At 40.8% G+C, this 12262-nt stretch carries 17 protein-coding genes; 2 read left to right on the forward strand and 15 right to left on the reverse strand.

From position 1 onward, the window contains the following. Positions 1–90 precede the first annotated feature (90 nt). On the forward strand, positions 91–711 hold the full coding sequence (locus ACYVIL_RS10055; RefSeq protein WP_460312363.1) for a tRNA-uridine aminocarboxypropyltransferase: 621 nt from the start codon (positions 91–93) through the stop codon (positions 709–711). Here ACYVIL_RS10055 and ACYVIL_RS10060 read toward each other — a convergent pair whose 3' ends face one another. From ACYVIL_RS10060 to ACYVIL_RS10125, 14 genes are all read right to left on the reverse strand, one after another. Then, positions 712–993, reverse strand: coding sequence for a hypothetical protein (locus ACYVIL_RS10060; protein ID WP_460312364.1), 282 nt, complete (start codon positions 991–993; stop codon positions 712–714). It lies immediately after the preceding gene. Between the two features lie 21 nt (positions 994–1014). Next, a complete protein-coding gene (locus ACYVIL_RS10065; RefSeq protein ID WP_460312365.1) occupies positions 1015–1965 on the reverse strand; it encodes an alpha/beta fold hydrolase in 951 nt (316 codons plus the stop codon). Between the two features lie 33 nt (positions 1966–1998). After that, the gene (locus ACYVIL_RS10070) at positions 1999–2412 is read right to left on the reverse strand and encodes a DoxX-like family protein (protein ID WP_303474663.1); all 414 of its coding nucleotides are present in this window, start codon (positions 2410–2412) and stop codon (positions 1999–2001) included. Beyond that, on the reverse strand, positions 2403–2810 hold the full coding sequence (locus tag ACYVIL_RS10075; protein ID WP_460312366.1) for a hypothetical protein: 408 nt from the start codon (positions 2808–2810) through the stop codon (positions 2403–2405). Before ACYVIL_RS10075 ends, ACYVIL_RS10070 begins: the two co-directional genes overlap by 10 nt. A gap of 63 nt (positions 2811–2873) precedes the next feature. After that, a complete protein-coding gene (locus ACYVIL_RS10080) occupies positions 2874–3293 on the reverse strand; it encodes a DUF1801 domain-containing protein (protein WP_460312367.1) in 420 nt (139 codons plus the stop codon). A gap of 104 nt (positions 3294–3397) precedes the next feature. Next, the gene (locus ACYVIL_RS10085; protein WP_303474660.1) at positions 3398–3778 is read right to left on the reverse strand and encodes a SpoIIAA family protein; all 381 of its coding nucleotides are present in this window, start codon (positions 3776–3778) and stop codon (positions 3398–3400) included. Between the two features lie 210 nt (positions 3779–3988). After that, entirely contained in the window at positions 3989–4663 is a 675-nt protein-coding gene (locus ACYVIL_RS10090) for a 2OG-Fe(II) oxygenase (protein ID WP_460312368.1), read from the reverse strand. A gap of 240 nt (positions 4664–4903) precedes the next feature. Beyond that, the gene (locus ACYVIL_RS10095; protein WP_460312369.1) at positions 4904–5476 is read right to left on the reverse strand and encodes a hypothetical protein; all 573 of its coding nucleotides are present in this window, start codon (positions 5474–5476) and stop codon (positions 4904–4906) included. A gap of 51 nt (positions 5477–5527) precedes the next feature. Continuing rightward, positions 5528–6250, reverse strand: a complete 723-nt coding sequence (locus tag ACYVIL_RS10100) for a ZIP family metal transporter (RefSeq protein ID WP_303474657.1) — start codon at positions 6248–6250, stop codon at positions 5528–5530. 81 nt (positions 6251–6331) lie between these two features. Further along, the gene (locus tag ACYVIL_RS10105; protein WP_303474656.1) at positions 6332–6535 is read right to left on the reverse strand and encodes a DUF3565 domain-containing protein; all 204 of its coding nucleotides are present in this window, start codon (positions 6533–6535) and stop codon (positions 6332–6334) included. A 39-nt stretch (positions 6536–6574) separates the two neighbouring features. Next, positions 6575–6844, reverse strand: coding sequence for a hypothetical protein (locus ACYVIL_RS10110; protein ID WP_303474655.1), 270 nt, complete (start codon positions 6842–6844; stop codon positions 6575–6577). 53 nt (positions 6845–6897) lie between these two features. Next, positions 6898–7299, reverse strand: coding sequence for a VOC family protein (locus tag ACYVIL_RS10115; protein ID WP_303474654.1), 402 nt, complete (start codon positions 7297–7299; stop codon positions 6898–6900). A gap of 73 nt (positions 7300–7372) precedes the next feature. Further along, a complete protein-coding gene (locus ACYVIL_RS10120) occupies positions 7373–7636 on the reverse strand; it encodes an RNA recognition motif domain-containing protein (RefSeq protein WP_460312370.1) in 264 nt (87 codons plus the stop codon). Positions 7637–7850: 214 nt separating this feature from the next. Then, entirely contained in the window at positions 7851–8762 is a 912-nt protein-coding gene (locus ACYVIL_RS10125) for a sensor domain-containing diguanylate cyclase (protein WP_460312371.1), read from the reverse strand. Between the two features lie 380 nt (positions 8763–9142). On the opposite strand from ACYVIL_RS10125, the gene ACYVIL_RS10130 reads away from it, so the two are divergent. Continuing rightward, on the forward strand, positions 9143–11497 hold the full coding sequence (locus ACYVIL_RS10130; RefSeq protein ID WP_460312372.1) for a TonB-dependent receptor: 2355 nt from the start codon (positions 9143–9145) through the stop codon (positions 11495–11497). Positions 11498–11589: 92 nt separating this feature from the next. On the opposite strand, the gene ACYVIL_RS10135 is transcribed toward ACYVIL_RS10130, so the two are convergent. Further along, entirely contained in the window at positions 11590–11859 is a 270-nt protein-coding gene (locus ACYVIL_RS10135; RefSeq protein ID WP_460312373.1) for a DUF2165 family protein, read from the reverse strand. Positions 11860–12262 lie beyond the last annotated feature (403 nt).

A 12262-nucleotide genomic window follows, 5' to 3' on the forward strand; every position in this document is an offset into this window, starting at 1 on the left:
TTAAGTTCCCGAAAAAATAACTCTGGATTCTGACTCAAGATAGATAAACTTTACGCTATTTAATCACAACCCGTTACGGAAAAACATGCTATGAAAAAGCGTCCAATTTGTACACGCTGTCACTATCCGAAAACGGTGTGCATATGCGGATTTATCAGCGAAGTAAAAGTGCCACTGCAGTTAACTATATTACAGCACCCGCTGGAATCTAAGCATGGTAAAAACACTGCCAGGTTGCTGCCTTTGTGTATTGAGAATTCGGAAATAATCATAGGCGAAAACCAACAGGACTTTGCTAATATAAAAGCGTCAATTAACGCCCTTGATAACAAGACTTGGGTTTTGTATCCCAATGCTCAAAGTCAGCCCCTCGAAGAGTGTGATAAACATTACCCAAATACGCTCCCCCATAGGTTAATCGTAATAGATGCCACTTGGCGTAAAGCCACTAAAATGTGGCAATTGAATCCATGGCTACACGAATTACCAAGCTGGCACTTTGATGCTTTACCTGAGAATCAATACCGTATACGTAAATCGACACTTGAGCATAGTCTGTCTTCATTGGAAGCCACAGCCCAAGCACTGAAGATCATATGCAATACAGACACCCAACCTCTGTTAACTTTATTTGAGGCTATGCAACAGCAGAAAGAAAGATACTCCCCATCACAGCAACGTGCTAACAAGGACAATATCGATGGCAACTAATCACTGTTGTTTTTGACGTTTAAAATGAAACCAAGTTGGCAGTCGACCAACCAAAACAACATAGTAGGCAAATATCCCCAAAGCAGAAAAAATGATGCCACTGACACCAGGTTCTTGCCAATTTCCAATCAAAATACAGTAAATAGAAAATGCGATCACCATTAGAGTGGGCGATGCAACGAGTGCGATCATGACACGTACATTCGCGGGGATTTTTGCTGTTTGTTTATCACTATTTGGTGAGGCTGGAGATAGTTTAGGTGGTTCTGGTTCCCGTGTCATATTTTACTCTCTGTAATCGTTTTAAGGTTGCAGAAAATCAATCACACTTTTCACAGTGGATTCAGGATCTTCTTCGTGGGGAACATGACCCAGAGTAGCGAAAATAACCAGCTCACTGTTTTCTATTTCTTCTTGAAAACGGCGCCCTAAATCGACAGGAATAAGGCGGTCTTCTTGCCCCCACATAATTAATGTAGGCTGCTTAATTTCAGAAATTCGATTGATTAACTCACTAGGCTGAGTTTGTGCAAAGCGTGCTGCCAACGCCTGCCGGTTGCCCTCACGAGTGGTTAATTGATAATAGCGCTCAACCAACTCAGGGGTGACCTTACTAGGATCACCGTAAACGTTTTTCACACTTTTCACCACTAAACTACGGGGTAACATATCACCGACTAATAATTTAAGTAATGGTTGCTGAGAAATAGTGAAAGCTAAAGGCACAGAAGCAGATTGGTACGGATACCCACTGGCATCCACTAAAATCAGCTTTTCCACTCGTTGCGGATAAAACACCGCCGTTGCCCATGAAATATAGCCCCCCAACGAGTTTCCAGCCAATACAAATCGTTCTATGCCGAGGCTGTTCATAATATCGATAACCGTCTGACTGTATTGCTCAATTGAATAATCATTTTGCGGATGTGGGCCGGTTAAACCAAACCCAGGTAAATCAAAGCGAATCACTCTTCGTTGAGACGCTAATGCTTGTGTCCAGCCTTCCCAGGTATGCAAAGATGAACTGGTACCATGGAGTAAAACAATGGGTAGGGGATCGTTTTTTGGTCCTTCATCACGCAGATGAATTTGCATTCCACCTATATCAATAAATTGCGAAGGGGCCGGCGCCCAGGTAGGAGCAAGTTCTGCTACGGTTTTATCCGGTTGTTGAAACAAAATGAATAACACAACATAGATTGCCACCAGCAACAGAAATAGCGAACCCAATAGGGTTGCTAGTCGTTTTATCATATATCGCCCCGTACTACTTTAATGCCCATAAAACTACTCTCGTTCCTGTTTTGATTGAGTGATAGTTGGCTTTTGCTGAGTATTCTGCAGCAATACAACACTCAAAACCAATAAAGGAATGTTGGTAGTCACTGGATTAAATGCCGACAAAGCTACTTGTGGAATAAAAATTATCGTGAAAACCAGCAAAGCAGCTAAGTTAAGAGCGCTAAAATAAATGAGTAAGGGGTTTTTGTAAAACAAAATTAAAGCGATACCCAACAAGATTTCAGCCACACCTGCACTTTGCGTAAAAACTAAACTGTATTGGGAGTTAAGGCCAAGACTTTCGGTGATAATTCGTTCCAATGGATCCACATGCAATAGTTTAGGAATTAAGCCGTGGTAAATCCAAGCTAAACCTAGGGTAAACCTAGCCAGCTGTACAAGAGACAAATTTAGCAACATGCGAGCTGCTCAAAGCGCAGTTTTTTGCGGTACAAATAAGTAGAAATCAATAAGGGTAAAGGGCTAAAAAAAGCAAAAAGAGGATCATAGTCAATGAAAAATAAAGTACAGAGCACACAACCCAAGGCCCCGCAGAACAAGTGGAAACGATAAAATGAAATACTGTCTTCATAGGCATCGGGGAACAGCAATTTTAATTGCAGTTGCAACATACCCCACACCCCAACTGAACTCAAAATAACCCCAAACACGATTAAGTAGCCTAAATGAAAGCCACGGTTAATCATTTTCATTCCCATAATAAATCCAGAATCAATTACAGCAACCCAAATGGCAATCACTGTAAAAAATCCGCAAAGAGATTCAATCAGGAATAGGTTTTTTCTGGCTTTTTTCACCTTTATTAGAGCCCGTTCAACGATCTATTCTGGCACAAATACTAACATGCACAGACTCTGTTTTTAACACCCCAATAAAGGCAAATGTTTAATGTTGTGGTATTTAAGGGCCAGTTCAATGCAGTGGGATAACGCCTTTTCTGGGAGTGGCTGGTTTAAAGGCAAGGATATAGCTCGGTTGCCAATAAAATTTAAATGGCTAGAGTAAAGTTCTTTGAAGGTTTCTATTAATTTAGTTTGGCAGTGAAGGTACATAAAAATATAATCTGGCTCCGTTGGCTTCCAATCCATACGCAAGGTGCTGCCAGTTTTACAGATATAGCTCGGTTCGCCCCACTTTAACGTCTCTTCAAGTTTTTTGACCTCAGGGCTATTCATTGCCACATGCAAAATCAATTCACGCAAAGCTAACAAGGCTTTGCGCGGTTTTGGCGGGTAACTATTAATTAGCTCTAAAACCAATGGCCCTTGGGTAAACAGCATAGTGATCCTAAGTTTTCGCTATTTCTTCGTTAATATACAAATATTTTTACAAATTGTATAAATAACCCAGTAATCTGACCGAAAAACCTAAGTACAGGACCAAGTTAAGACGCTAACCATTCCATAGCAGCTTCAGGATCATCAAAGAACTTCACTTCGCCGGAAATAAACCAAGAACCAATCTTAGCCACATAATGTTGCCATTTTTTATTGCCATAAATCGCTATTTTGTTAAATTCATTGTTGTACTTCAAACCAATTTTAAAATCATCCCAGGCTGCCCTTAACTCCCAACCTTCAAGCTCTGTAGCATCGATGAACGCATTGACTTTGGGCTCTTTCACCTGGGTTAACGCAGAATCGATTAGCGGTGTGATAATTTCGTAGTCTTCGTGAGTTAATTTTCCAACAATTTGCATGGATAGGAAAAAATTCTGTTCCACTCGTTCAATACCAATAGATAAGCCATGTCTTTTAACTTTCATAGTAGTAATTCCTTATGTCCAGATAAAATTTAAATGCTGTCTCGTTTCATTGACTGCATTGTAAAAGTATACTCGCTGTAAGAAACACATTGCGCCTGACAGGTAAATTTTCAAACTGAAAATTTGATTGAAATCAAAGGAAATGAATTTAATTAGTTGTTATTGCTTTCAGCATGCTCTGCACAGCAAAGTTTAGATTAAACAACAAGCTTATAAAGGAGGATCCACTCGCTCGGTTACTGATGTATTCACTCGATACCATCCTGCAATTGAATAGCGATCTCGTTGTGCTGGTAGCACTTCATGGGGGAAATCTTCACTCAAAAACACAACTATGGTGCCCATTAAAGGCACAACTTTAATCCCCTCAATATCGTTGTCGTCGGTAAACAAAACTAACTCACCTCCGTCATCAATTGCCCAACCAGAGTTAAGATATGTGACTATGGATAGCACACGCTGAGCTTCGCCTTTAAACGCATCATAATGACGTTTGTAATACATCCCAGGGGCATAGTGGGCAAAGTGACTTTCGAAGGAAAATAAGCCAAGAAACAAGCGACTGTTTAAGTATCGTTGCAGCTGGGCTGTCCAGCTTAGCCACTCAACTTCCTCTGCTGATTTTCCAGTGATCCAACAAATTTCATCGGTTCTTACAAATTCATTTTGCAGATAATCATTACCACGTCCAATACCAGCCGCCTTAAAGCGTTGCTCGTCTATTCTCAGCTGATATTGACTCATAGCATTACAAAGACTGCTGGGTAACGAAACCGGTTTAATGCTATAGCCTTGCTGATATAAATCATCAGCAATGGCCGAAAACAAAGTTTCGTCAAAACCACTGTCATCACTGTTCTGAACCAAAGGTTGGATGGCGTTCAAGTCTGTTACCTTATAAAAGCCGAATTAAATTGAAGCGAAAGAAAATTTGGTAATTGCCTGGAGGTACAAAATAGACAAGACGCCAATTAACGCCTAAATCTTGTGCAATACTCGGCAGGGCGGCGAGTATACGTTTAATTGGCTTTTTTGCTAACAGTTATTTATCTAAAATTTAGCAACATGCTGAGCGCCCACCACCAAATTAAAAAACACCGCTACAGAGTTAGTGCGAATAGTTGTTTAACTGGAGCAATTAACCACAACTGACAGGGCCTTTTGCCATGCTGTTTCGGCATCAAAATCATCAATAAGACCATTACTATGTGGCTGCTCTGTAAACGCGCCAATACCATGTTGAATCATATAGCTGGGATAGTACGTTGGCATGCCAATATCTTTTATGTAGTCACAAACACCTTTATTGTCTGTGGTTTTCTGGGTAATTTCCGCTAACAGATGATTGAGCGTTTGTTGTTCTTGATTTGCGAATGCTTCCATTCTCAACACCATAACGGCTTGATGTGCAGAACGATCCGCAACCCTGCGGGTATCAAAATAACCATAGCTCATGGCCACTAAGTATAAATCTGACGCCTTTTCATATTCTTTTTGTTCAATGCATTGAGTTAAACCTGAAAATAAATCCGCTGGCGAGTGGGACGGACTCACGTCATCAATACCGACACATCCCAATGCATAGTTTGATTGTAAATTACCCTGGGTATCATAATTTTTGATTTTGCTAGGCGAGGTTGTCTGGCATGCGCTTAAAACGAATAACAATACACATAAGACTAACTTTTTAGTTTTCATAGACGACTTCTTAGTATCTAAATAATTGATTCACGTGAGTGTTAATCTTAACTAACCCGCACTCACTAGCATGTCACTAAACAATGCTAAACAAAAGCCAAAGACCGCACCCAAAGGCGGTGCCCAGTGTTTGTCTAAACGGGATTGCGGTGCAATGTCTTGAAATATGATGTACAGAATACCTCCTGATGCAAACAACATGATTGCACCTAGCACCGCCTCATAATCTGACAAAAAGATATAACCAAAAATTCCAGCAATTGGGCCTAAGGGAATTAATCCCGCCATGGTAAACAGGGTTTTACGCGAATGATTGCCATTTCTGCTATTAATTTCCCGATAACTGTTAAAGCCTTCAGGGAGGTTTTGTAAACCAATAAACACCGCTAACAATGGTGCTACGGGAGAGCCGAGTGCGACTAAGCCGCCTAACGCAATAGCTTCGGGAATGTAATCCAACATCATGCCCATAAGTTGCGGTGAATCGTGTTTTTTTAACCCCAATCGCCGTTCGACAAAAAAGAAAACAAACCCACCGAGTAACAAAATTGGAATAGAAAACAGCGAATGTCCCATATTGGAAATCCCCTCAGGCACTAACACTACCGAGACTGCGCCCAATAAAATACCACCTCCAAAGGCAATCACAGAATGGCGAACTTCTCGCTCTATCCACAGAGGGCGAATATGATCAAAGGTGGCCAAAATGCCACCAATAAGTATGCAACTTCCAGATAGACCAGTAAGCAAAACGATAGTTAAAATTTCAGACATTGGGTTCCCACAAAATGGCAAAGATTAAGCCAAACTTTAGCAACAGCTAAGCAGCAGCTAAGCAAAAATTAAAGGATATTTTTAATTGTCTTTTGGTTCATTTCTATCACACTTTTTACAATCTAACATAAAACCTATTTTGGCGTTTCTACCTGACGCTGTTTCCACCCAAGGTCGATTCATCCAAGGTGGAGAATGCCTAACATGTTGATTGTGACCACAGTCCAGTTCAGCTACCCAGTGATTTTCATCGTCTTGGTGATATCCCGTAATCCCGCGCTTCATTTTGTATATCAACTTTATAAAAATTGTCGAATCAAAGGCTCAAAATAGCATGAGTATCAGCCCACCTGTGAACATAATCCCGTAGTATTTAAAGCCAGAAGCAAAACGCGACAACAACCAAAAATACAACAAGGATAACAAGGCTAACACTAAACTAAAAAAGAGCGTATGCAAAATGGAAGGGGTAGTAACAAGGCCAATTATAATCAGTGGTAAAATATACAATAACGCTGGTGAAGTGGGCTTATCAACAACATCATGGAGCTTCAGTGCAGCCAGCAACAAAAACAATTTAATCATTAAAAACACAGTGACTCATCCTTGGGGGGTGGGTATCAAGTTAAACACTAGGTACGCACTTTCTATTTTGATTCAATCAAATCCAGTTTATTTCCGTATAAATCTTGAAATACCACAACAGTACCATAGGGCTCTTCCCGTGGCTGCTCATTAAAAACAACCCCTTTGGATTGCATTTTTTTATAGTCTCGCCAAAAATCATCGGTCTGCAGAATTAAGAACACCTTACCACCAGCCTGATTTCCTACTGCAGCAATATCCTGCTCAGACTCTGCTTTGAGCAATAACAAATGACAATCACCGGAATGGCTGGGGGAGATCTGAACAAACCGATTACTATCGCCAGTGTCGACGTCTTGCGTAATGACAAAGTTTAACTTTTCCGTATAAAACTCGATTGCTTCGGCATAGTTTTCTACTAACAATGCCACGCTGGCAATATGTTGTTTAACAGGCTTGCTCATTCAATAATCCCATTTTGTTGGCAGCTTTGGATGCTAGTACCCCATTCGCATACCAAGTTTCAATTCAACTTAATTATTCTAAAGTATCTTCAATATTTTTATCTTCAGCTTTTTTAACTCGTATTTTATTACCGCCAATCATTTTGTAATTTAAGTTTGTGATGGCGGCTTTAGCTTCGCCCGCTTTGGGCATTTCCACAAACCCAAAGCCTTTTGATGCACCACTGTCTTTATCCATAACCAAATTACAAGACTGCACCTTGCCAAACTCTGCAAATAAACGGGTCAATTCATCTTGACTGGTTGTTCGAGCTAAATTTCGGACTAAAATTTTCATTGAGACTCCCTAAAAACGCTGTTGATTGAGGATTCACTTAAATACATGAATATAAAAGCGTCACACTTTGCTCAATAGCAAAACTCGATATTCAGCTAGGCTAATTAGGCAAAAAGTAGCTAGATTATAACATCGATAGGAAATAACACTGACGTTAAAATGAGCCCTTGTACAATCTTTCTAAGCCGATGACGCAATGATTGCTTGCAAGACCTTAAAAAGAAATTTGATTCCTGCCATTTTTTTTCGCCAAATAGAGTAAATCATCGGTGCTACGAATAAACTCACTGACGTTATTATCATGACTCGGATGGGTCGAATACAAGCCAATACTAGCTGTTAGCATAGGGTTACCGGGTGCGTTTTCATTTCGTATATTAAGGGAGCGGATGTGTTCGAGTAACTCATTAACTAACCCTTTGGCTTGCTCTAAATTAGTATCGCCATACACTATCGCAAACTCTTCTCCACCGTATCGGGCACAAATATCACTTGGTCTATGGACATAATTTTGTAGTATTTCGCCAATAGTTTTTAAACACTGATCCCCCACCTGATGGCCATAACTGTCATTTAATAATTTGAAATGATCCAAATCTATCATAGCAAGGCAAATTGGCATGTTATGGCGGTGACAACGTTCCCACTCACTTTTAATAAATTCATTGAAGTGACGACGATTTGCAATTCCCGTCAATTCATCAATTCGAGAAAGTTTTAATACCTTTTCTTCGGCTAATTTACGCTCTGTAATATTTTGATGGGTGATAACAAAGTAATTAGATTCTGATAGGCGAAACGGCGATATGCGCATCATAAACCAGCGAGCTTCATCTGGACTGTGGCATGGATATTCTAGATAAAAAACAGAAGAACGTTGCTCAATGACGCTTCTAATGCCTTCTCCAGCGTTTGCTCCAAAATCATCGCCAATGGCGGCAGCTTTATCACAAACCTCTAAATAATTAACGCCGTGCCAATCATCTCCTACGCTACAATCATTATTGTTACCAAAATTTGACCAGCTTCGATTGACATATTTAATGTCTCCCGTGCTATCAATTACGACAATATGTTCAGTAATCGAGTCGAGAACTAAGCTTAAAAACTCGAACGAATCTTCCACTCCCCACTCCCTAAAAATATGACTAATTGTGCTTATTCGTAAGCCACTAGTGACGCTTTGAATTCATATTGAATTGTTATTACGACAGACCGAAAAAATTTGTTCAGTGACTAAAAAACAAATTCCCAACAAGGTAACGCCGGCGCACGGAGATTAGCAAACAAACCATGGTTGCGCAAAGTGCGCTTAATGTTACGACCAGTGAAAGATAAATCAGGTTAGATTCCCCCAAAAACAGCGCACAACAAGTTAATATGAATTTTACGTTAAATTTCACATAAATGAGGGTCCGCCCCATTCCTGCTAATAGGAAATTAGTTATAATCTGCCGCCCTCAAATATGGGGGCAGTTTATGCTTAACGTTAATATTGGAACACTTATGACTACCCATACAGCACACATTAATCACTTTCGTAAGAAGACAATTTCCCTAGCCGTAAAAAGTATCTTTATGGCGACTGCAGGGCTAGCGGCCTTGCCTTCACAAGTACTTGCGCAAGTAGAAAATATAGAAGATGAAACCCTCGAAGTTGTTACTGTAACAGCTCGTAAAAAAGTCGAATCAATTCAAGACATACCTGGGGTTGTTAATGTACTCGATGCCAAACAACTTAGAGCCAATGGTACCGCCGATGCGCAAGCGTTAGCCCTAAATACTCCAGGAGTAATTTACAGTGAAACCTATGCTGGCGCTTCTTCACCTAGAATAACGATTCGCGGTGTAGGTGATGATGACTTCAACCCGAATGGCTCCTCTTCAGCTGCAATTCACGTAAATAGTGTCTACCAAGGCACTAATGGTTTATTAAATGGCCAGTATTTCGATATTGACAGAGTAGAGGTATTGAAAGGACCTCAAGGTACTTTATATGGTCGTAATGCGACTGCCGGAGCGGTGAATATCCTAACCAATCGACCTGATATAGATTTTGGTGGATATGTGGATTTAGATGTCGGCAACTATGGTTTATTTCGCGGTGAAGGGGCGGTTGATATTCCCATTTCCGAAGATTTCTTAGTTCGTATTGCAGGTCTGTATGAATCATCTGACGGTTTCTACGAGCACTTAGGTACGGGCCCGGGAACGGGATACACTTATGCAGATGGAACCATTACTCCTCAAGAAAGTGTGGCAGCTCAAGGAGACTGGGGCGGAGCTGATCGTATTTCTGCTCGCGTGACCGCTGAATGGACAGTATCAGACAGCACATTAGTAACAACTAAAATAACAATGGGAGAAGATAATTCTGAATTAGCTATCCCAGATGTCAGCGCGGATAATTGGGCGGAATATGCAAGCTCTGCTGCATTTTTTCTTAACCCACAAGACCCTGCACTTATTGAATTTGCCGATGCATTAGACAATGACCCCTTCACGGTATATTCCAATATGTTACCTAAACTAGACTCTGACCAATTTGGCGCAAACCTGCAAATTGAACATGAGTTTTCAACGGATATGACGGGTACCGTTTTAATTGGCTACGAGTCACTTGACCGTGACTATACAACCTCTGACAACCTACCATTTGCAGTCGCTGATTATTTATTCAGAAATGAATTTTCACAATTGACGATTGAAGCTCGCCTAGCTGGAAGCTATTCAGAAAACGTTAACTGGTTACTTGGCGCTTTCGCCTTACAAGATGAAGTCGACTTTGGCACCAACTTATTGTTCTTAAACTCTGGATTGTGGCAAACCGACGTACAAACAGATTATATTCAAGAACGTGATTCTTTTGGCCTGTTTGCCTCATCAGATTGGACACCGGTAGATTGGTTTACCTTAGAAACTGGCATTCGTTACTCATCAGATGAAGTCACGTTCGAGGGGCAAACCCAAAACCTTGACCCTTATGGAGTCTACGGCACAGCCCCCTCTTTTTTCCCTGCAGGAGAGGTGTATATTGGCGTACCTATTGCTCCTTCATCCCCGCTGCTATTCAATGAATCCTTAGATGATAGTGAGGTAACTTGGAAGATCAGCGGAATCTTTACTCCGGCACAACAGTGGCGACTTTATGCAACAGTTAGTACTGGTTATAAAGCTGGCGGCTTCGACGGTTCAACAATACTGACGGCAGAAGAGGCGCTACCAATTGATTCAGAAACCCTAATCGCATACGAAGTAGGTTCTAAATATCGTTCAGACGATGGTTTAGTCTCGGCTGAAGCGAACTTATTTTATTACGATTTTTCTGACTATCAGTCTACGGCAACATTATTCGTCGCAGGGGCCAGCACCAATGTTCGCGCAAATGTGTCAGATGCGACAATTAAAGGTGCTGAATTTGCCTTAACGTTATCACCTATTGACGGGTTAGATATTCGTGCTGGAGCCGCTTTTGTTGAATCACAAATAGATAACTTCAAAGGTGAAGATGCAACTATTGAAGGTAATGATTTACCTTTTTCGCCTGATCTATCTTGGAACTTGGCTGTGGTTTATGCCACCGCCATAAACGATGACTTTACTTTACGTACGCAAATAGATGCCAGTAATACTGGTGAGTACTACCAAACAATCAACAACAATGATGAGGTAGATTCTTACACTGTCGCAAATGCACGTGTGGCATTGGAAACTGAAGATTGGGAAGTGGCGTTGTGGGTAAGAAACTTAGCAGATGAAGACTACAATGTTGGCTTTTTCCCAACAACAGGGTTAACCCCTGATACCTTCTTAAAAGGTGCACCTCGCACTTATGGTGTCAATGTGCTTATGCACTTCTAAGTAGATATACAGCAACCAAAGATTGGTTATTTGACTCTAAAAAGGCGATATGCAGTGTTAATATCGCCTTTTTTAGTTCACAAAAACCAAAGTTAATCTTTCAATGCGACAAAAATCGCAATTAACGAAATCATTCCCCCGTATCGAAAAGCTGATCCCAGCACTGGTGCCAACATTGATTCTGAACGCCATAATTCAAACCAACTTTCAGCAATAATAATAAAACCGCCGAATAACATAATTATCGCCACCGCACATCCGGTTAATGCGATTTGTTTTGCAGCATTGTATGCCGTACTGTTTGCACTTTGCGCTTTCCACATACGGATAGACCCAAGAGTACACATTCCCCCGGTAGTCAACTTCCGCCCCCAGTATTAATAACGCACCAAACCAAATAACAAAGGTATTTGAGGTGGCTTGCCAGCTTTGTGAACCGTCGGGTATGGTAATCATTGACGTTGCAGCTCCCACAGCAGCCAATGTACCATCCCAATCAATGACATTGTGCAAAGCCCCCACGAAGCCCCAAAGAGCTACGCTAAAAATCATGATTGATTTAGCACGTCTCAACATAAAAATCCCTCTTCTATTTTGTGTTTGCTATCCCTACAACACACTGAGATTGCGAGCCAAAAATTGACGTTATGAATATGCACAGATTTGCATAAATCTATTTTTAATAGCATAGACCTTTTTGACAAAAAACTGAAATAGCCAAACCACTATCCATGGATGTCAGAAATGAAAGATATATCAATTCAC

This window comes from Aliiglaciecola aliphaticivorans (assembly GCF_054782055.1).

What these genes read in the sequence shown, in the direction of transcription:
- ACYVIL_RS10055 (WP_460312363.1), top strand. Translation starts at nt 91, where the DNA reads ATGAAAAAGCGTCCAATTTGTACACGCTGTCACTATCCGAAAACGGTG.
- ACYVIL_RS10060 (WP_460312364.1), bottom strand. Translation starts at nt 993, where the DNA reads ATGACACGGGAACCAGAACCACCTAAACTATCTCCAGCCTCACCAAAT.
- ACYVIL_RS10065 (WP_460312365.1), bottom strand. Translation starts at nt 1,965, where the DNA reads ATGATAAAACGACTAGCAACCCTATTGGGTTCGCTATTTCTGTTGCTG.
- ACYVIL_RS10070 (WP_303474663.1), bottom strand. Translation starts at nt 2,412, where the DNA reads ATGTTGCTAAATTTGTCTCTTGTACAGCTGGCTAGGTTTACCCTAGGT.
- ACYVIL_RS10080 (WP_460312367.1), bottom strand. Translation starts at nt 3,293, where the DNA reads ATGCTGTTTACCCAAGGGCCATTGGTTTTAGAGCTAATTAATAGTTAC.
- ACYVIL_RS10085 (WP_303474660.1), bottom strand. Translation starts at nt 3,778, where the DNA reads ATGAAAGTTAAAAGACATGGCTTATCTATTGGTATTGAACGAGTGGAA.
- ACYVIL_RS10095 (WP_460312369.1), bottom strand. Translation starts at nt 5,476, where the DNA reads ATGAAAACTAAAAAGTTAGTCTTATGTGTATTGTTATTCGTTTTAAGC.
- ACYVIL_RS10100 (WP_303474657.1), bottom strand. Translation starts at nt 6,250, where the DNA reads ATGTCTGAAATTTTAACTATCGTTTTGCTTACTGGTCTATCTGGAAGT.
- ACYVIL_RS10105 (WP_303474656.1), bottom strand. Translation starts at nt 6,535, where the DNA reads ATGAAGCGCGGGATTACGGGATATCACCAAGACGATGAAAATCACTGG.
- ACYVIL_RS10115 (WP_303474654.1), bottom strand. Translation starts at nt 7,299, where the DNA reads ATGAGCAAGCCTGTTAAACAACATATTGCCAGCGTGGCATTGTTAGTA.
- ACYVIL_RS10120 (WP_460312370.1), bottom strand. Translation starts at nt 7,636, where the DNA reads ATGAAAATTTTAGTCCGAAATTTAGCTCGAACAACCAGTCAAGATGAA.
- ACYVIL_RS10130 (WP_460312372.1), top strand. Translation starts at nt 9,143, where the DNA reads ATGACTACCCATACAGCACACATTAATCACTTTCGTAAGAAGACAATT.